The organism is Pseudomonas sp. lyk4-R2A-10 (assembly GCF_030209075.1).
GTDB lineage: Bacteria > Pseudomonadota > Gammaproteobacteria > Pseudomonadales > Pseudomonadaceae > Aquipseudomonas > Aquipseudomonas glycinae.
In genome coordinates, this window is the sequence record NZ_JARVSR010000003.1 from 250,321 (window position 1) to 268,607 (window position 18,287).

Annotated in this window: 20 protein-coding genes; 12 read left to right on the forward strand and 8 right to left on the reverse strand. The window is 60.3% G+C overall.

Going from position 1 to position 18,287, the window contains the following annotated elements; genetic code table 11:
• Nucleotides 1-67 precede the first annotated feature (67 nt).
• Both QRN46_RS07090 and QRN46_RS07095 read left to right on the forward strand, forming a co-directional pair.
• Nucleotides 68-2,497: a TonB-dependent receptor gene (locus tag QRN46_RS07090; RefSeq protein ID WP_285354443.1), complete on the forward strand. Its 2,430-nt coding sequence runs from the start codon at nucleotides 68-70 to the stop codon at nucleotides 2,495-2,497.
• 78 nt (nucleotides 2,498-2,575) lie between these two features.
• Nucleotides 2,576-2,866, forward strand: a complete 291-nt coding sequence (locus QRN46_RS07095; protein ID WP_201819938.1) for a hypothetical protein — start codon at nucleotides 2,576-2,578, stop codon at nucleotides 2,864-2,866.
• Nucleotides 2,867-2,925: 59 nt separating this feature from the next.
• On the opposite strand, the gene QRN46_RS07100 is transcribed toward QRN46_RS07095, so the two are convergent.
• From QRN46_RS07100 to QRN46_RS07110, 3 genes are all read right to left on the reverse strand, one after another.
• Nucleotides 2,926-4,497: a sensor domain-containing diguanylate cyclase gene (locus QRN46_RS07100; protein WP_064380942.1), complete on the reverse strand. Its 1,572-nt coding sequence runs from the start codon at nucleotides 4,495-4,497 to the stop codon at nucleotides 2,926-2,928.
• Between the two features lie 187 nt (nucleotides 4,498-4,684).
• Nucleotides 4,685-5,458, reverse strand: a complete 774-nt coding sequence (locus tag QRN46_RS07105) for an aldolase (protein WP_285354444.1) — start codon at nucleotides 5,456-5,458, stop codon at nucleotides 4,685-4,687.
• 12 nt (nucleotides 5,459-5,470) lie between these two features.
• Entirely contained in the window at nucleotides 5,471-6,178 is a 708-nt protein-coding gene (locus QRN46_RS07110) for a haloacid dehalogenase type II (protein ID WP_011335133.1), read from the reverse strand.
• 110 nt (nucleotides 6,179-6,288) lie between these two features.
• Here QRN46_RS07110 and QRN46_RS07115 point away from each other — a divergent pair, with 110 nt between their 5' ends.
• Nucleotides 6,289-7,146 carry a LysR substrate-binding domain-containing protein gene (locus QRN46_RS07115; RefSeq protein ID WP_285354445.1) on the forward strand — a complete coding sequence of 286 codons (858 nt, stop codon included), beginning with the start codon at nucleotides 6,289-6,291 and terminating at the stop codon, nucleotides 7,144-7,146.
• 21 nt (nucleotides 7,147-7,167) lie between these two features.
• Here the strand turns inward: QRN46_RS07115 and QRN46_RS07120 are convergent, their stop codons facing one another.
• Together QRN46_RS07120 and QRN46_RS07125 are read right to left on the reverse strand one after the other, a co-directional pair.
• Complete coding sequence (locus QRN46_RS07120; RefSeq protein WP_007955877.1) at nucleotides 7,168-7,503, reverse strand: hypothetical protein; 336 nt, start codon at nucleotides 7,501-7,503, stop codon at nucleotides 7,168-7,170.
• Nucleotides 7,504-7,875: 372 nt separating this feature from the next.
• Nucleotides 7,876-8,535, reverse strand: a complete 660-nt coding sequence (locus QRN46_RS07125) for a ribonuclease T2 (protein ID WP_221614329.1) — start codon at nucleotides 8,533-8,535, stop codon at nucleotides 7,876-7,878.
• Between the two features lie 165 nt (nucleotides 8,536-8,700).
• On the opposite strand from QRN46_RS07125, the gene QRN46_RS07130 reads away from it, so the two are divergent.
• The 6 genes from QRN46_RS07130 to QRN46_RS07155 all read left to right on the forward strand — a co-directional run bounded on the left by QRN46_RS07130 (nucleotide 8,701) and on the right by QRN46_RS07155 (nucleotide 14,008).
• On the forward strand, nucleotides 8,701-9,183 hold the full coding sequence (locus QRN46_RS07130) for a hypothetical protein (RefSeq protein WP_201819933.1): 483 nt from the start codon (nucleotides 8,701-8,703) through the stop codon (nucleotides 9,181-9,183).
• 95 nt (nucleotides 9,184-9,278) lie between these two features.
• Nucleotides 9,279-10,982 carry a copper resistance system multicopper oxidase gene (locus QRN46_RS07135; protein WP_285354446.1) on the forward strand — a complete coding sequence of 568 codons (1,704 nt, stop codon included), beginning with the start codon at nucleotides 9,279-9,281 and terminating at the stop codon, nucleotides 10,980-10,982.
• A gap of 11 nt (nucleotides 10,983-10,993) precedes the next feature.
• Complete coding sequence (locus QRN46_RS07140) at nucleotides 10,994-11,884, forward strand: copper resistance protein B (protein ID WP_285354447.1); 891 nt, start codon at nucleotides 10,994-10,996, stop codon at nucleotides 11,882-11,884.
• Between the two features lie 31 nt (nucleotides 11,885-11,915).
• Entirely contained in the window at nucleotides 11,916-12,290 is a 375-nt protein-coding gene (gene copC, locus QRN46_RS07145) for a copper homeostasis periplasmic binding protein CopC (RefSeq protein ID WP_285354448.1), read from the forward strand.
• A 3-nt stretch (nucleotides 12,291-12,293) separates the two neighbouring features.
• Entirely contained in the window at nucleotides 12,294-13,157 is an 864-nt protein-coding gene (copD, locus tag QRN46_RS07150) for a copper homeostasis membrane protein CopD (protein ID WP_285354449.1), read from the forward strand.
• Nucleotides 13,158-13,216: 59 nt separating this feature from the next.
• A complete protein-coding gene (locus QRN46_RS07155; protein ID WP_285354450.1) occupies nucleotides 13,217-14,008 on the forward strand; it encodes a transporter substrate-binding domain-containing protein in 792 nt (263 codons plus the stop codon).
• A 3-nt stretch (nucleotides 14,009-14,011) separates the two neighbouring features.
• Here QRN46_RS07155 and QRN46_RS07160 read toward each other — a convergent pair whose 3' ends face one another.
• The 3 genes from QRN46_RS07160 to QRN46_RS07170 form a co-directional block, all read right to left on the reverse strand.
• Nucleotides 14,012-14,221: a hypothetical protein gene (locus tag QRN46_RS07160; RefSeq protein WP_041475365.1), complete on the reverse strand. Its 210-nt coding sequence runs from the start codon at nucleotides 14,219-14,221 to the stop codon at nucleotides 14,012-14,014.
• 152 nt (nucleotides 14,222-14,373) lie between these two features.
• Nucleotides 14,374-14,733, reverse strand: coding sequence for a DUF6124 family protein (locus tag QRN46_RS07165; protein WP_007955862.1), 360 nt, complete (start codon nucleotides 14,731-14,733; stop codon nucleotides 14,374-14,376).
• A gap of 294 nt (nucleotides 14,734-15,027) precedes the next feature.
• On the reverse strand, nucleotides 15,028-16,050 hold the full coding sequence (locus QRN46_RS07170) for an IS110-like element ISPfl1 family transposase (RefSeq protein ID WP_011335146.1): 1,023 nt from the start codon (nucleotides 16,048-16,050) through the stop codon (nucleotides 15,028-15,030).
• A gap of 479 nt (nucleotides 16,051-16,529) precedes the next feature.
• On the opposite strand from QRN46_RS07170, the gene QRN46_RS07175 reads away from it, so the two are divergent.
• Genes QRN46_RS07175 through QRN46_RS07185 form a run of 3 tightly spaced genes read left to right on the forward strand, consistent with a single transcriptional unit; the run spans nucleotide 16,530 to nucleotide 18,221 of the window.
• Entirely contained in the window at nucleotides 16,530-17,075 is a 546-nt protein-coding gene (locus tag QRN46_RS07175; protein ID WP_011335147.1) for a PAAR domain-containing protein, read from the forward strand.
• A gap of 10 nt (nucleotides 17,076-17,085) precedes the next feature.
• A complete protein-coding gene (locus QRN46_RS07180; RefSeq protein ID WP_011335148.1) occupies nucleotides 17,086-17,868 on the forward strand; it encodes a hypothetical protein in 783 nt (260 codons plus the stop codon).
• Entirely contained in the window at nucleotides 17,865-18,221 is a 357-nt protein-coding gene (locus tag QRN46_RS07185) for a DUF7079 family protein (RefSeq protein ID WP_011335149.1), read from the forward strand. The genes QRN46_RS07180 and QRN46_RS07185 overlap by 4 nt, the downstream gene beginning before the upstream one ends.
• Nucleotides 18,222-18,287: the final 66 nt, after the last annotated feature.

An 18,287-nucleotide genomic window follows, 5' to 3' on the forward strand; every position in this document is an offset into this window, starting at 1 on the left:
ACCTTTTCGCGACTCGTCCGGTGAGTGGATAGACCTTCCGATTCCACGCCCCCGACAGGAACACCGAATGACCGCAATGCCATCGCCCCGCCCCGCCACGTTTGCGCTCAAGGCCCTGAACCTGAGCCTGGCCCTGGCCTTCAGCGCACTGCTGCCGAGCGCCGCCCAAGCCGCCGACAGCGTCAGTGAAAGCGCCAGCCGCAGCGTCAACATCGGCCCCGGCCTGCTCAGCCATGTGCTGGCGCAATTTGCGGTCAGCGTCGGCGTGCCGCTGTCGTTCGATCCGGCGCAACTGGGCAATCGCCAGAGCCCGGGCCTGCAAGGCAGCTACACCACGCAGAGCGGTTTTGCCCGGTTGCTGGAAGGCAGCGGTTTCGAGCTGATCAGAACCGGGCACAACGGTTACACCGTGGCGCCGAAAGTTGCGGCGGACGGCGCGCTGGAACTGGGCGCCACCAACGTCAGCGCCCTGCGTGACGACAGCGGCGATACCTACGGCGGCGAACAGGTCGCGCGCCGCGCGCAGATCGGCATGCTCGGCAACCAGGAGGTCAACGACCTGCCCTTCAGCGTCACCAGTTACACCGCCAAGACCATGGCCGACCAACAGGCCCAGACCGTCGGCGATGTGTTGCTCAACGACGCCTCGGTGCGCCAGTCCAACGGCTTCGGCAACTTCTCGCAGATGTTCATGATCCGCGGCCTGCCGCTGGCCTCCGATGACATTTCCTATAACGGCCTCTATGGCGTGCTGCCCCGGCAGATCATTGCCGTCGAAGCGCTGGACCGGGTCGAACTGTTCAAGGGCCCGAATGCATTCGTCAACGGCGTGACCCCGAGCGGCAGCGGCATCGGCGGCGGGATCAACCTGCAACCCAAACGCGCCATGGACACGCCGACCCGCAGCGTCACCCTCGACTACAGCGCCGACGGTCGGGTCGGCGGCCATCTGGATCTGGGCCAGCGCTTTGGCGAGGACAACCGCTTCGGCGCGCGGGTCAACCTGATGCAGCGCGAAGGCGATACTGCCGTCGATGACGAAGACCAGCGCTCGTCGCTGTTCAGCCTCGGCCTGGACTATCGTGGCGATCGCCTGCGAGTCTCGACCGATTTCGGCTATCAGAAGCAGGTCATCAACCAGGGCCGCTCGGTGGTCTATGTCGATTCGAGCTTGGCAAAAGCGCCCAAGGTGCCGCACGCCAACGCCAGCTACGCCCAGAGCTGGAGCTACTCGCAACTCGAAGACACCTTCGGCATGGCCCGCGCCGAGTACGACCTCAACGACAACTGGACCGCCTACTTGTCCGGCGGCGCCAAGCACACCCGCGAGAACGGGGTTTACTCGTCGCTGACCGTCACCGACCTCAACGGCAACGCCCGTGGCGGCATGCTCTATTCACCCCACGACGAAGACAACCAGAGTGCCATGGCCGGGCTCAACGGCCGCTTCGACACCGGCCCCGTCACGCACCAGTTGAACCTCGGCTGGGCGGGCATCTGGGGCGAGCAGCGCTCGGCGTTCGAAACCATCGGCACCGCCGGGCGCTACAGCACCAACCTGTACAACGTCACCGACAAGCCGCGCCCGGCGCCCACCTCGTTCGCCAGCGACATCAGCGACCCGCGCATCACCGGCAAGAACACCCTGCGCAGCGAGGCGATTTCCGACACCCTCGGCTTCGTCGATGACCGCATCCTGCTGACCCTCGGCGTGCGTCGCCAGGAATTGAAAGTCGACGGCTGGAGCACCGCCACCGGCGCCCGCACCTCAAGTTATGAAGAGTCGATTACTACCCCCGTCTACGGCCTGGTGATCAAGCCGTGGGAACACGTGTCGTTCTACGCCAACCGCATCGAAGGCCTGGCCAAGGGCCCGACGCCGCCGACCACCGCGATCAACCGCGACGAAACCTTCGCCCCGGTGCGCAGCAAGCAGATCGAGGCCGGCGTGCGCCTGGACATGGGCAGCTACGGCGCCAACCTCGGCGTCTATCGCATCGAGCAACCGTCGAGCTACACCCAGGACGGAATCTTCCGGGTCGACGGTCAGCAGACCAACAAAGGCGTGGAACTCAACGTGTACGGCGAACCGCTCGACGGCCTGCGCCTGCTCAGCGGCGCAACCGTGATGAAGACTGAACTGGAAGGCAGCAGCAACGGCGTGAATGACGGCAACCGCGCCGTCGGGGTGCCGCGCTTCCAGTTCAACCTCGGCGCCGACTGGGACATTCCGGGCCTCGAAGGCGCGGCCCTCAGCGCGCGGATGTTGCGTACCGGCGGCCAGTACCTGAATGCGGCGAATACTCAAAGCATTCCAGCGTGGAACCGCTTCGACCTCGGCTCGCGCTATGCCTTCAAACTGGATGAAAAGCAGATCACCCTGCGGGCCAATCTGGAGAACGTCGCCAACGAAGCCTATTGGGCCTCGGCCAACGGCGGTTACCTGACCCAGGGCACGCCGCGTACGCTGAAGGTGTCGGCGACCGTGGACTTCTGACCGCTCGTCATCCGGCCGGCACCAAGGGTTCGGCGCGTCTGACCAATATCAGGTAAATCCCCTTTCCGGAGACAGACCATGATGACGCGCAAACTCACTTCGCTGTTGCTGATCGGCCTGCTGGCCAGCGGCTCGGCCGTCACGTTCGCCGCCAATGACGGCGCCGATGCCACGGGCACCAAATCCGGCTCCACCAACAGCTCGCCCATGCCACCGGACAACACGCCGGGCTCGCCGTCCGGCGGTAGCGGCGCAGGCAATGGCACCGGCACCAATGGCGGCGCCAGCGGTTCCGGTTCGGGAGCGGGAGGTGGCACCGGTTCGGCCGGTGGCGGCACGGGCGGTGCCGGCGGTGGCACGGGCGGCTGAACGAACAAGAGCAGGTCATGGTGAAGGCCATGGCCTGTGTCTGAACCGATTCGATTTTGTCAGCGATCCGAACGCATCAGTTCACCAACGCCAACGTCCATTGACAGCACGGCCGCGCGGTTGCGGCCGGCGTTCTTGGCCTGATACAGCGCCGCATCCGCACGTTGAATGAACAGTTCCGGGCTGTCGTTGCCGGTCGGAATAAACGCATAGCAACCCAGGCTCACCGTGAGATACCCGGTGGGCGAACCGCTGTGGGTGATGTGTTTGTCCATCACGCTGCGGCGGATCTGCCCGGCAATTGCCAGTGCGCCGTTGATGTCGGTGTCCGGCAGCAGCACCGCGAACTCTTCACCGCCATAGCGCACCGCCAGATCGGACTTGCGCTGGCAGCAGTTTTTCACCACCTGCGCGACCTGCGTCAGGCAATGGTCGCCAGCCACGTGGCCGTAGGCATCGTTGTAGCGTTTGAAAAAATCGATATCGAGCATGATCAGGCTGACCGGGCTCGACTGCCGCGCACCGCGGGCAAATTCCACCTCCAGCGAGCGCTCGAACAGACGCCGGTTGGCCAGCCCGGTCAGGCTGTCGTGGGTGGCGATCTGTTCCAGCGCCTGCTGGGCCTTGCGCAGGTTTTTTTCGATCCGCTCGCCATCGCGTACCTGATGAATGAACACCCAGCCGAACAGCCCCACGCCGAGCATCACCAGCGCCACGATCACGCTGGACTGAAACGCCCGGTCATACCAGCCCTGGAGGATAGTGTCCCGGGACGAAGACGCCGCGACCACCAACGGGTAGCTTTCCAGCTGCCGGTAACCATAAAGACGCGCCACACCGTCGACCACCGAATCGATCATCGCGGTGCCGGCGGAGGCGTTGGGCAGCAGCTTCTGATAGATCTCGCCCTTGGCCAGCGAGGTGCCGATCAGAGACTCGTCGAACGGCCGACGGGCGAGCAACGTGCCGTCAGTCATGCCGAGAAACATCGTGCCGTTGTCGTCCAGGCTGAAGCTTTTGAAGAACTTGTCGAAGTACGACATCTTGATCCCGGCCAGCAACACGCCCTGGAAATTGCCGGCGCGGTCGTTGACCCGTTTCGAGATCGGGATGATCCACTCGCCGTTCTCACGGCTGCGGATCGCCGGGCCGATGTGCGCCACACCCGACACGTTCTGCTGGTGAAACTTGAAGTACTCGCGATCGGCCACGCCATTGCCGCGCGGCAGATCCGGGAACGAGGTAATCACCCACTGCCCTTCGCGGTCGAACAGGAACATGCCGTGCAACTGCTCGAGTTGTTGCACTCGCCGCGCGAAGGTTCGCTGCAATCGCGGCTTCTGCGCCGCACCGTAGCCATCTTCCTGAACCCAGTCGACCAGGCTGGTCATCACCAGATCCGCCGCCAGAAACGTGTCTTCAGCCTGCTGCGCCATCGCCCGGGTCAGGTTGGCCGACGACACCTGCGCGTTGGCCAGATCCTGGCGCCGCGACTGTTCGATCTGCAAATACAGCAGACCGGACAGGCACAGACACACGGCAACGATGAACAACACCGCCGCCTTGCGCAGGGGCAAACGCTTGAGGGTGCCGCCGGGGGCCTGATGCGGATCGTGAATGGGGATAGGCAAAAGCGTGTCCTGGGCAGGTACGACAGGGGCAAAAGCCCGAAACCCTTGTTCTTGTGAGCGTAGCCCACCGGGTTGTGTGGGGCAACCAAGTGCCCTCGCTACGATCCCGACCCAGTTGCTATCGGCGCGCAGGGCAATTGGATGACCTGCGACGCAAATTATTTTTGCCTGCCCGTTTTTACCCGCATCAGCCCTGACGGGCCAACCGCCGCATTGCACTGTGCAAATGCGCCCGCGCACTTTCCGGATCGCCCTCGCGCATCTGCTCGTACGCCCGCTGCGCCACCGCGTGCGGCACCGGTTTCAACACCCGTTGCGTGGCCATCGCCAGCAGTTGCACTTGCGCGGCACGCTCCAGGTAATACAGATCGTCCCAGGCTTCGGCGATGGTCGGCGCCGCGACTATCACCCCGTGATTTTTCAGGAACAGAATGTCGGCCTCGCCCATCACCTCGGCAATCCGGTCGCCTTCACGCTCATCCAGCGCCAGCCCGTTGTAATGCTCGTCCACCGCCGTGCGCCCGTAGAACTTCAGCGCGGTCTGGCTCAGCCACAACAGCGGCGGCCCCTCCAGCAGGCACAACGCCGTCGCGTTCGGCATATGGGTGTGGAACGCGACTTTTACTCGGGGCAGTCGCTGGTGCAGGCGCGCATGAATATAGAAAGCAGTCGCTTCCGGCTGACCCTCGCCGTCCACCACGTTGCCGTCGAAGTCGCAGACCAGCAAGTTATGCGCCGTGACTTCGGAAAACGCATAGCCGTACGGATTGACCAGAAACAGCTCATCGTGCCCCGGCAACATCGCCGAAAAGTGATTGCAGATTCCCTCCTCCAAGCCGTGCAGCGCCGCCAGTTGAAAGCACGCCGCCAGCTCTTGGCGAGCGGTGATGATGGCTTCGCTGTCGAGGTTCACCGAGGCGTAACGCGCGGGTCGGGCGCTGCCGGTCAGGGTATGGGCCATGGCGAACCTCCTTTATGACCAGCCAAGGGATGCGAACAGCGGCAGCACTTCGTCCAGCGTGTTGAGGATCGCGTCGGGCCGATAGTCCGGCAGCAACTGACGACCGGTCCCTCGATCAATCCATACGCAGCGAAAATGCATGTCGCGGGCCGCCGTGTGGTCGAGCATCGGGCTGGCGCAGATGTGCACCACCTGATCGCGGCTGACGCCCAATTGCTCATGAGCGTAGTCGAACAGCCTCGGCGCCGGTTTGTAGGCGCCGGCCTGCTGCGCGGTGATCACCCGGTCTATGTGGCCACCCAATTGAGCGACGTTGCCGGCGATGATGTCGTCATCGGTGTTGGAGACGATGCACAGCTTGAAACCCTTGGCCTTGAGCTGCGCGAGGGTCTCGACGACTTCGGGGAACGGCGGCATCTGCGGGATCGCGGCGGCCAGGCGCTGGCTGTCCTGGCTGGCACTCGCCAGCCCCAGTTCTTCCAGGGCCAGTTGCAGGCCGAGTGTGCTGAGTTCGCGAAACGAGCGATGCGGTGGCGTCTGTTCCAGGCGATGTTCGTGGCGGTCGTAAACCTCGATCAGGCGCCCGGCGTCGACCCGGTGTTCGCCCTTCTCGCTCAGGATCCGCTCAGCCACGGCGCGCAGGCCTTCGTCCCATTGAATCAAGGTGCCGTAACAATCGAAGGTCAGCCATTGCGGGCGCGGTGTGTTGATCAACGTCATGGGGGCATTCCTCTGCAAGTGAGGGCTTCAGTTTATGAACTCGGGGTGATAGTGTGAAATTAAATAAATAGCCTACCGTCAGTTGCCAAACAAATATCGAGACCGCCGCCATGCTGGATCTGGAACTGCTGAAAACCTTCGTCTGCGTGGTTGATGAAGGCAGCTTCACCCGCGCCGCCGAACGGGTCCACCGCACCCAATCCACGGTCAGCCAACAGGTACGCAAACTCGAAGACCTGGTCGGCCACGCGCTGCTGTTGCGCGACCGCACCGGGCTGAACGTCAGCGTCACCGAGCACGGCGAACTGCTGATCCACTACGCCCGCCGCCTGCTGGCCTTGTCCGCCGAGGCCAGCGAAGCCCTGGCCAGCGATCTGGATCTGGAAATCCTGCGCATCGGCATGCCGGAAGACTTCGACGCCCGACGCATGGCGCTGATCCTCGCCGGCTTCACCCGCAGCCACCCGCAAGCGCGACTGGAAACCGTCAGCGGCATGAGCCTCGACCTGCGTCAACGCCTCGACAGCGGCGAAATCGACATCGCCCTGATCAAACGCGAACCCGACAGCGGCCCCGCCTGGGCGACCTGGCCGGAGCGACTGGTGTGGGTCAAAGGCGTGGAATTCGATGCCTCCACAGGCGTGCTGCCGCTGGCGCTGTTTCCCCAGGGTTGCCTGTACCGACAACGGGCGATCCGCCTGCTCGACGTGGCGCAACGCCCCTGGCGCGTGGCCTTCGGCAGCCACAGCCTGACCGGCATTCAGGCGGCGGTGGCTTCAGGGCTCGGGGTTTCAGTGCTGCCGGCTTCGGCAGTGTTGCCGGAGCATCGGGTGTACACGGACTTGCCGCCGCTGCCGCCGACGGAGCTGGCGCTGGTCAGCCGCGAGGGGGTGTTGAGTGGATTGCAGCGGGGGTTGGTGGAGTTTTTGCGGGGTGAATTGGGGGTGGATGCGGGGGGATTTGCTTGATCCCCCCGATGGGCGCTGAGCTCAGGGCTTGTTGACTTCGCGCAGCAGGTCTGCGACCGGGAGGTTCATGGTGTTTGAGTAGTAGGGTTTGTAGCCGTAAGCGGTGACGACGACTTTGCAGGGGATTTGTTGTTTGCCTGAGAGGAGTTGGTTGATTTCTGCCACTGACAAATATCTTTCCGAGCTTCGGTTGCTGGAGGTCTCGGAAATGAAAGCATGGGTCAGATAAGAGTATCCCGCCGGGGCTCCGTCTCTTTTATCCGGCGATATCAATCCAAACGCTGAAAACCGAATGGCTTTACCAACCGAGAAATCCTGATCTTCAGCCAAGGCACAATGAAGCATGCCTGAAGCCATTCCTACCCTCTCTCCCCGACCAAAAAGATCCAACACATCAACATTCGACTGATACCTGATTACATATAGAGACCTGTCTCTCTCAACAGACACGTAGCTCAAATTCGCCGGAGGCCATACATGGTCTTTTGCACAACCAGAACAAATCACGAAAAGCAGGCAAGCGAACAGTCTATACATCAGGAAAATTCCTCCATGATCGAGTCAAACAGCAGTTTTCCGCGATACGTGCGTAAGCAGGCTCCTTGCAGTATCACGTCATCATCCGTGGGGCGCGCAGCTTGAACAAAGTCCTTCCGTTGTTCAAACCCGCACGCAAAAAAACAGGCGCCTGAAGAGGCGCCTGTTTTCCATGGACGGTAACTGCTCCGGTCAACGCGAAGGCGGCACTCGAATATCCCCCGCCCGGCACTGGGTTTTCACGCCCTTGCCGCAGGCGCCGAATTGCAGGTCCTTGCCCATGCACACGCGCACTTCCGAGAGTTCCGGGCCGTTGCAGATCACGGCGATGCCGTCTGACGGGATGCCCGGATTGCTCCTGCGGAACAGGTCGGCAATTTCCTGCGCTTCGAAGTAATAAGAGCTACTGAACGGTTGCAACTCTTGCGGGATGTTCACCGCAGCCACCGCTTTGTCCGCTTCGTCCAGATAGCCCATCGCGCCGAGGCCGCTGCAGGTGCCGTGTTTGCTCCATTCGTGGTCGAGGAGTTTTTTGGTCGGGAACAGCGTCAGGCCTTTGGCCGTTTCGGCGGCCGACAGGTTGGTCAGCGGCGGGCAGGACTCCGGCCAGCCGCCCTTGGCGTATTGCGGCCAGAGGCCATGCAGGACAAAACCGTAACCCTTGCCGGTGCATTGCGGGTCGTCCTTGTGGGTCAGGCAAAAGGTCGGCGACCAGGACAACGTCAGCAGGTAGTAATCGAACACCCCCGCCACCGATTCCGCCTTGCTGGCAGACGACTGGCGTGCCGAACTCAGGCCGATGCTACCGACCGTCAGCGCAATCAGCGCCATAATTGTAAAAAGCTTTTTCATGTTCCCGTTCCTTGGGACGCGTGCGTCCGTGGTTTCTGTGGTCTGACCGTCACGTGGTCAGGGGCTGATTGAGTCACGCTTGTGTTGCAGACGCATGACGCAGGGCAAAACCTGCATTACTTTGAAAGGACTACGATGTTGTTGAACTCAACACAGGGAACCGACATGAGTAAAGCAGACGAACTCGCCGCGAAACTCAAACAAACCCGGCACACCCATGCTGACGAAATCACCTGCGCTGAACTGGAGATCGATTGCTGGCCGGCTCAGGTCTACGCCTTGTATCACCGCATCGAGGGCTGGTTGCAACCGGTGACCGAGGTAGGCCTGAAGATTCGGCGAAATCCTACCCATGTTTGCGAAACTTCGCCGGATGGCGAGACCCACGACTACGCCATCGACCAGTTGATCATCGAAGCCAACCACCACAGCCTGACGTTCGATCCCATCGCCCGTTTCACCGAAGACGGCGCAGGGCGCGTGCAAATCGTCCTGCCGGGGCGCGAAGCATCGCTGCTGCGCACGGTCGATGAGCACGGCGAAAGCCATTGGTGGTTGCAGACGCTCGAAACCGGGCAACAGCTGGATGCGATTGCGTTGACGGAAAACAACCTGCTGTTGGTAGTCCAGGAAGGGCTCGGTCTGTAGGTTGAACCTGACACAACTGTAATCCGCGCCTCAGCCAGCTGAAAGCTGCCGCTGGTTAGCCTCCCCGTCATTGGTCAAACGGGGACTTCCAGCGCATGCCTTCCACCACCTCAAGACGCACCTTCGTCAAAGGCCTCGCCGCCGGCAGTCTGCTCGGCGGCCTCGGCCTGTGGCGCACACCGGTCTGGGCCTTGAACAGCCCCGGCCAGGTGAACGAGTTAAGCGGCACAGACTTCGAGCTGTTCATCGGCGAAACTCCAGTCAACTTCACCGGCCGGCCCCGCACCGCCATGACCATCAACGGCAGCCTGCCCGGCCCGCTGTTGCGTTGGCGCGAAGGCGACACCGTGACGCTGCGGGTGCGCAACCGGCTCAAGGACAGCACGTCGATCCACTGGCACGGCATTCTGCTGCCGGCCAACATGGACGGCGTGCCCGGCCTGAGTTTCAAGGGCATCGAGCCGGGTGGCGTGTACGTTTACCAGTTCAAGGTTCGCCAGCACGGCACCTACTGGTATCACAGCCATTCCGGCTTGCAGGAACAGGCCGGGGTCTACGGGCCGCTGGTGATCGATGCGCGGGAACCAGAGCCGTTCCAGTACGACCGCGACTACGTGGTGATGCTCAGCGACTGGACCGACGAAGACCCGGCCAGCCTGATGAAGACCCTGAAAAAACAGTCCGACTACTACAACTTTCACAAGCGCACCGTCGCTGATTTCATCCACGATGTCGGCGAAAAAGGCTGGGGCGCCACCGTTGCCGATCGCACGATGTGGGCGCAGATGAAGATGAATCCCACCGACATCGCCGATGTAAGCGGCGCCACGTACACCTTCCTGATGAACGGCCACGCCCCGGATGACAACTGGACCGGCCTGTTCCGCCCCGGCGAAAAGCTGCGGCTGCGGCTGATCAACGGTTCGGCCATGAGCTACTTCGACGTGCGCATTCCCGGATTGAAAATGACCGTGGTCGCCGCAGACGGCCTGCACGTCAAACCGGTCAGCGTCGACGAGTTGCGCATCGCCGTGGCGGAAACCTATGACGTGATCGTCGAACCCGCCGCCGACGCCTACACCCTGTTCGCCCAGGCCATGGACCGCACCGGTTACGCCCGAGGCACCCTCGCCGCCCGCGCCGGTTTGTCGGCCCCGGTGCCGACGCTGGATCCGCGCCCGCTGGTGACCATGGACGACATGGGTATGGGCGGCATGGATCATGGTTCGATGGACATGAGCAGCATGGATCACTCGAGCATGAACATGGGCCCGATGCAGTCGCACCCCGACAGCGAAAAGGACAACCCGCTGGTGGACATGCAAGCCATGACCACCGCCGCGAAACTCGACGACCCCGGCCTCGGCCTGCGCAACAACGGTCGCCGCGTGCTGACCTACGCCGACCTGCGCAGCACGTTCGAAGACCCGGATGGCCGCGATCCGAGCCGCACCATCGAACTGCACCTCACCGGCCACATGGAGAAATTCGCCTGGTCGTTCAACGGCATCAAGTTCTCCGACGCCGAGCCTCTGCTGTTGAAGTACGGCGAGCGGATTCGCCTGGTGCTGGTCAACGACACGATGATGACCCACCCCATCCACCTGCACGGCATGTGGAGCGATCTGGAAGACGAAAACGGCAATTTCCAGGTGCGCAAACACACCATCGACATGCCGCCCGGCACCCGCCGCAGCTACCGCGTGACCGCCGATGCGCTGGGTCGTTGGGCTTATCACTGCCATCTCCTGTACCACATGGAAATGGGCATGTTCCGCGAAGTGCGGGTGGAAGAATGAGGACGCCGACCATGACTCGATTTGCCGCGTTTTCGTTGTCACTCCTGTCGATGGCCCCGGCGTTCGCCGCCAGCGACATGCAGGACATGGATCACAGCCGGATGGCTGATATGCAAGGCATGGATCACAGCCAGATGGGCGATCTGCAGAGCATAGACGACGGCATGATGCAGCCCGCCGCGCCGACCGAAAGCCGCACACCGATCCCGGCACTGACCGACGCCGACCGCGCCGCCGTGTTCACCAGCCACGCCGGGCATCAGGTCCACGACAGCGCCATCAACACTTACTTCCTCGCCGACAAACTCGAATGGCAGGACGCCGACGACGCCAGCACCCTGGCCTGGGATTTGTCCGGCTGGATCGGCGGCGACATCGATCGACTGTGGCTGCGCTCCGAGGGCGAACGCAGCAACGGCAAGACCGAAGACGCGGAAATCCAGGCGCTGTGGGGCCACGCGATTTCGCCGTGGTGGGACGTGGTCAGCGGCGTGCGCCAGGACTTCAAACCCGGCGCTCCACAAACCTGGGCCGCGTTCGGTTTGCAGGGCATGGCGCTGTACAACTTCGAAGCCGAAGCCACGGCGTTCCTCGGTGAAAACGGCCAGAGCGCGGTGCGGCTGGAGGGCGACTACGACATCCTGCTGACCAATCGCCTGATCCTGCGGCCCACCGCCGAACTCAACGTCTACGGCAAAAACGACCCGCAACGCGGGATCGGCTCGGGCCTTTCGAACACCGAAGTCGGGCTGCGCCTGCGCTATGAAATCCGCCGCGAATTCGCGCCCTACATCGGCGTGACCTGGAATCGCACCTACGGCCAAACCGCCGATTACGCACGGGAAGAAGGCGAGGATCGCAGCGAAGCGCGACTCGTCCTCGGCGTGCGGCTGTGGTTCTGAATCCCATCAAAAAACAACACCGAGGTCTTGCATGCGCACATTGAAAATCTCCCTCGTCCTCGCCAGCGGTTTGCTCCTGAGCACGTTCGCCCAAGCCCACCCGAAACTGCTGTCGTCGACCCCGGCCGAAGGTGCCGACGGCGCGGCGCCCGGCAAGATCGAACTGCGTTTTTCGGAGGATCTGCTGACCCAATTCTCCGGCGCCAAACTGGTGATGACCGAAATGCCCGGCATGGCCCACTCGCCGATGCCGATGAAGGCCAAAGTCAGCGCCGGCAGCGACCCGAAAACCATGCTCGTCACCCCGCTCACGCCCTTGCCGGCCGGCACGTACAAGGTCGAATGGCGCGCGGTGTCATCGGACACGCACCCGATCACCGGCAACGTCACGTTCAAAGTGAAGTGAGCGATGGCTGAACTGATCAACATCCTCCTGCGTCTGGCGCTGTATGTGGATTTGCTGCTGTTGTTCGGGCTCGCGTTGTTCGGGCTGTACAGCGTTGACGCGGTGCTGCGGTTTCGGCCGATGCTGCGCGGGATGGCGTTGATCGGGGCGCTGCTGTCAGTGGCGGCACTGGTGCTGATGACCCGCGCCATGAGTGGCGAAACGGAGTTCGCGGCGCTGTGGCCGCACCTGCAAATGATGGTGCTGGAAACCGACGTCGGGCTGGCGTGGACGCTGCGGATGATTGCGCTGATCGCCGTGATGATCTGGCCCGGATTGTGGCTGGCATCGATGGCCGGCGCCGTCGCCCTCGCCTCCCTGGCCTGGAGCGGACACGGGGCGATGGATAACGCGTGGCATCTGCTCAGCGACATCCTGCACCTGCTCGCGGCGGGTGCGTGGCTGGGCGCGATGCTCGCGTTGATCTTGATGTCGCGGCTCGACGCACTGTGCAGCGAAGCGCGCATTCGTTCGCTGGCGGATTCCGTTAAACGCTTCGAAGGCGTCGGCGCGGCGATTGTGCTCATCCTCTCGGTCACCGGCGTGGCGAATTACCTGTTCATCATCGGCCCGACACTGGGCGAAATCCTGCTCGGCACCTACGGGATTCTGCTGGCGATCAAGGTTGTGTTGTTCGGGGGCATGCTGGTGCTGGCCGCGTTGAACCGCTTCCACCTTGGGCCGTCGCTCGAGCAATCGTTGCGCGCGGGGCAGCATCAAGTGGCGGCCAACGCCTTGCGCCGCAGCGTGGCACTGGAGCTGGTGATTGCGCTGTTGATCTTGGGACTGGTGGCGTGGCTGGGTACGTTGAGCCCGGAACCGGGATGACACCCGGCAAACCCATTCACTACACTGGCCCGCACTCCCACTGCACAAGCCCGATCACAATGACAATTCCAAAAAGCACGATGATCTTCTGCGGCCTGCTGGCCATGGCCGGCGCCGCCCAGGCACAAGAACCGGCCTCGCACCTCGACACCATCCAGCAACAGGGCCAATTGCGCGTCTGCACCACCGGCGACTACAAGCCCTACACCTTCAAACGCCCGGACGGCGGATTCGAAGGCATCGACATCGCCATGGCGCAAACCCTGGCCGACAGCCTCGGCGTCAAGGTCGAATGGGTGCAGACCACCTGGAAAACCCTGATGCCGGACATGCAGGCCGGCAAATGCGACATCGGCGTCGGCGGCATTTCGGTGACCCTCGAACGCCAGAAAAAAGCCTTCTTCAGCAACACCCTCGACGTCGACGGCAAGATCCCGCTGGTGCGTTGCGCCGACCAGTCCAAATACCAGACCATCGACCAGATCAACCAGCCAAACGTGCGCCTGGTCGAACCCGCCGGCGGCACCAACGAAGCCTTCGTCCACGCCTTCCTGCCCAAGGCGCAACTGGCGTTGCACGACAACGTGACCATCTTCGAACAACTGCTCGACAACAAGGCCGACGTGATGATCACCGACGCCTCCGAAGCCCTCTACCAACAAAAACTCAAACCCGGCCTGTGCGCCGTCAACCCGAGCCAGTACATGCAATACGGCGAAAAAGCCTACCTGCTGCCGCGCGACGACATCAGCTGGAAACTCTACGTCGACCAGTGGCTGCACCTGAGCAAAGTCACCGGCAAATACCAGAAAGTCCTGAGCGAATGGATCGCCGTACCAGCAGCTCAGTAACCCTCAATCGTCATGCATCAGGCCGGAGCTGTACTGGTTGAAACTGTTACCGATATTGCTCCCGCCAAACTTCAACGTATTCACGTTCCGCGCCTCCGGCGACTGACAGTCGCTGGAGAAACAACTGGTGGTGGTCAGGCCACCGGAGCCGGAACAGGCGGTTAAAACCGAGATGGTGGCGACGATCAACAGCGCTTTGAGTGGGTTGTTCATGGTGTGAGGCGCTCGGGTGGGGTCGGGATCTTGTGGAGGGAACGTAGGCCTGTGTGGGGGGCGGGAAGATGAAACTTGCGGGGTTTTCAGCGGGGGTTCAGGTTGAACCCACGCCTGACGATCAACCCTCCAACGCAGAGGGTTGCCCGAACCTACTTCGGCTCGACGTTATCCAACGCCTGATTCACCGCCAAAGACCCCAACATCACCAACTGCGCAATGCCGATGGCAGTTTTGCGGTGAGCGGGTTCCAGGGTGGCGGCGAAGTTGTTGAGCATTTCGGAGGCTGATCCCAGGGACTCGCTGGCGTTGGCGAGCAGGGATTCGGTGTCGTAGGCCGGGTTGGCGAAGTACATCGGGTCATGTTGGGTGTGGCTGCCCATGATCCGTTGCTGTGGGGTGAGGTAGTGATCGAGGGCGCGTTCGGCGGCTTCGTTCAGGGTTCGTGAATCGGGGAATTTGTAGGGGGAGACTGGATCGGTTTCTGGTGGGTTGGGTGTTGGTTTGAACATGGATGAAACTCCTAACACTTTTAGTGAAGGCTTCACCCTTTCGCTACCAAACGAATGTATGGTCAGCCCATCTCCTGCAATCACGAGCGATGAACGGTAAAGCATGCTTGCGCTAATGTATCCGGGCTCATGGTCGGCAGTGTTGCCACCTGGCCCTTGATGAGTAGTCGCTCCTGCCTGTCCTTGAAAAGGGTGCCAGCCTCGAAAGCTGATTCGTTTGCCAGGTTTTCAAGCAGGAGTTGAGCTGTTTATCGTCATCATCTTGTCGTCGCAAAAGCCGGTAGTGAATTTCGGTCAAGCCATGGATTGTGCGTTGTAGCTACCTCCGCGAGCTAAAACAGCCCATACGATCCTTGCCAATTTATTGGCCAAAGCGCAGGCGACTTTATTCGGGTGCTTTCGTATCAGCAGGTCTCTGCACCAGGTTCCCAAAGCATCGGTACGTTTATCTATGTGCACCAGAACTGCACGCGAGCCTTGAATCATAAGCTTTCGAAGGTATTTATCACCACGCTTGCTGATGTTCAAAAGGACGGTTTGGTCGCCTGTTGAATATTGCCTTGGCACCAGTCCCAGCGAAGCGGCGAAGTCTCGCGATGAGTGAAAATTGGAAGCGTCGCCGACGTCGGCCAGCAGCGCGCTAGCGATGATCGGGCCGATGCCGGGGATGCTCATCAGGCGTGTTCCCGCGTCATCAGTGTCCACTTGCTCCTTGATACTCCGGTCAATCGCCTTAATCTCGTCGTTGAGCCGCTTCATCTCTTCCAGTAGATGTTCAATAAAAGACTTCAGCTGTTGCGGTAACTCGGCGGCAGGGTCATCCAGAATTTGATGAACTTGATTCATAGCCGCTTTTGTTGCAGGCAGTTCGATCCCGAACTCAAGCAAGAACCCGTGAATGCGATTGATCGTTTGAGTACGGTGTCCTACCAACGCCTCACGAAGGCGGTGCTGGGTTGATAGCACCTGCTGTTCAACGGTTTTGATGGCGACGTAACGTGTTTTAGGGCGAGATGCGGCTTCGCAAATTGCCTCAGCGTCGATGTAGTCGTTCTTGTTGCCGGTGACGTAAGGTTTTACATGCTGCGGCGCAATCAATTTCACTTGATGACCGAAAGACAAGAGCTTTCTGGCAAGCCAGTGTGAACCGCCACAAGACTCCATCGCTATGGTGCAGGGCTTCAGCCTTGCTGCGAACTCGAGCAAGCGGTTGCGATTGAATTTCTTGCGCAACACTTCCTTGCCTTTAACGTCGTGCCCTACAAGATGAAAGGTGCTTTTCCCAATATCCAGGCCGAGCAAGTTCAAGGTGTCCATGAGAGGTCTCCGCAAGTCAGTGAGAACCCCGATAAGTTTAGATTTAGCGGGGTTCCCGTACTGGGCTGACCATCTCATTAGGGTGGCGGCCATGAACAGGTTGGTAGACCGGGTGTTAGGAGCCGGCGCGCCCGGAGACGCCCTGTACATGACCACCATAGACCCCGATCGAAAGCACGACCGGTGACGATGACGCTGTACATCTAACACACGGGCTACCAAACCCGATCACTGGTTTTCAGTGACCCGAGAACGATAAAAGCCACGGGGTAGACGCACAAGCCGGCGGATTCTGTCTTAGGTGTAGGGGGTGGCGCAAGGATGTGTAGGGCCGAAGTAGTGTCATAGAGCTTCGTTTAAACACACTCAAATTTTGCTGTTTAGATGGATAACCAACACCGCGCACGTCGCCGTCAGGCAACTGCCAAAGCAACTCTGATACAGTCGGTGCCAGCTAATCCGTTGACAGGGAGTCAAACATGGCAAAGCCCGCTGCACGCATCACCGATCCCACCAGTTGCCCCATCCCCGGACACGGCCCCAAAGCCATTGCCTCCGGATCCCCCGACGTATTTTTCGACGGACTCGCCGCCGCCCGAAAAGACGACACCTGCACCTGCGGCAGCGCACTGGCCTCCGCCGTGTCCAGCACCGTATTCATCAACGGCAAAAATGCCGCGCTGGTCGGCACAGTGGGTTCACATGGAGACGTTGTGATCGGAGGATCGGGAACGGTGATCATCGGCGACTCACATACGCCTGCGCCGTTTACGCCGCCGACGCCGATGATCATTCATCCTGGATGGATCAGCTTCACCATCCCCGGTTCTGAGTCTTACCTAGGCATGAGCTGCGTTGCTCACTTCGAAGATGGTTCTACCCAATCCGGAAATTTCGATATCACCAACACTGTGAAATTTCTCAACATCCGTGGAAAAGTCTGCCAAAAGCTAGAGTTCGGCTCTCAAGAAGAACCACCGACCGGCTCAATTTTCGACACGCTATTCAATGCATCATTGAAATAAGGATTGTTTCATGACTGAGCCATTGCTCGTAACGGGAAGCTACGTTGTTCAAAAAGCACACGAGCTTGAGAATTCGCCATTGGACATGGCGATTGCGGGTATGGAGGGGGCTGCCACAAGATTCTCTTTAGATGCCATATCAGATGCAAAAGTACGCAGTAACTACATGAGCAACATCAAGCGCATGTCAGTGGAAACTAAAGCCGAAGTCGCCGCAGGAAGGCTGAGTGCGCAGGAAGGAGCAGCATTTTGCCAGGAAATGCGAAATAGAATCTTGGTCGAGCATCGAAAATTCACCTCGGCACAAGGCGTGGCCTTCGCTGAACGGAAGAAACGATTGCCTCCGACGTTACAGGACACACTGGACAAGTACGCACTGAAAACGGCAAACGTCGAATACAACAAACTGACCCCAGAACAAAAGAGCAAAGTCTATTACGAGATTCTGGAATCAGCGGGCCGTGACAACGCACCGGTAAGCAAAGGAACTCAAAAATTAAGAATAATGGGAAAGGTCGGCCTATTGGTCACTGCGACTTTCGCCGTATATGAAATCATGAACGCAGACAACAAAGTCAAGGAAACGGCCCGGCAAGGCATTATTATCGGCGGGGGTGCTGCGGGCGGGGGGTTGGCTGGCTTGGGCGTCTCTGCATTTTGCGGCCCTGGCGCCCTAGCTTGCGCTGTGGCAATCGTTCTGGCGGGAAGTATTGTGGGAGGAATTGCTGGCAGCGCAGTAGCCGACACCTTTGATGAAGAACTGGAGGAATTTTCCAAATGGGAAGTTCTATGACAAAGCAACAAAGAGCGGATGTGCGCTGGGCGTTGTCGGATGCCTTTGTTGATAACGAAGTCGACTATGCTGCGATTGCACGAAGGACAAGAGAATTCGATCGAGATGAAGTGAAGCGCATACTCTTTGAGGAGGTTGCTCCGATTTGCCATTCCAATCTTGAAAGCACGCTTCCGACTATATGGCTTTGTTTCAACAGGCAGGAATTGGAAGATGACATTGAAAAAATGCTGGGAGCAAAAGAGAACAGCTGGTTCAAAAGAAAAGCCAACGCCTTATTGGTGACATGGCTGAAGAGCAGATACGAATACATCTGGACAGAAATAGAAAAGCAGTATCAAAACATAAGCTAATAACAAAGCGTCGCAACTGGAACGATTGCATCACCCTTTTTTTCTTGAGCTATACTCGTAAACAAA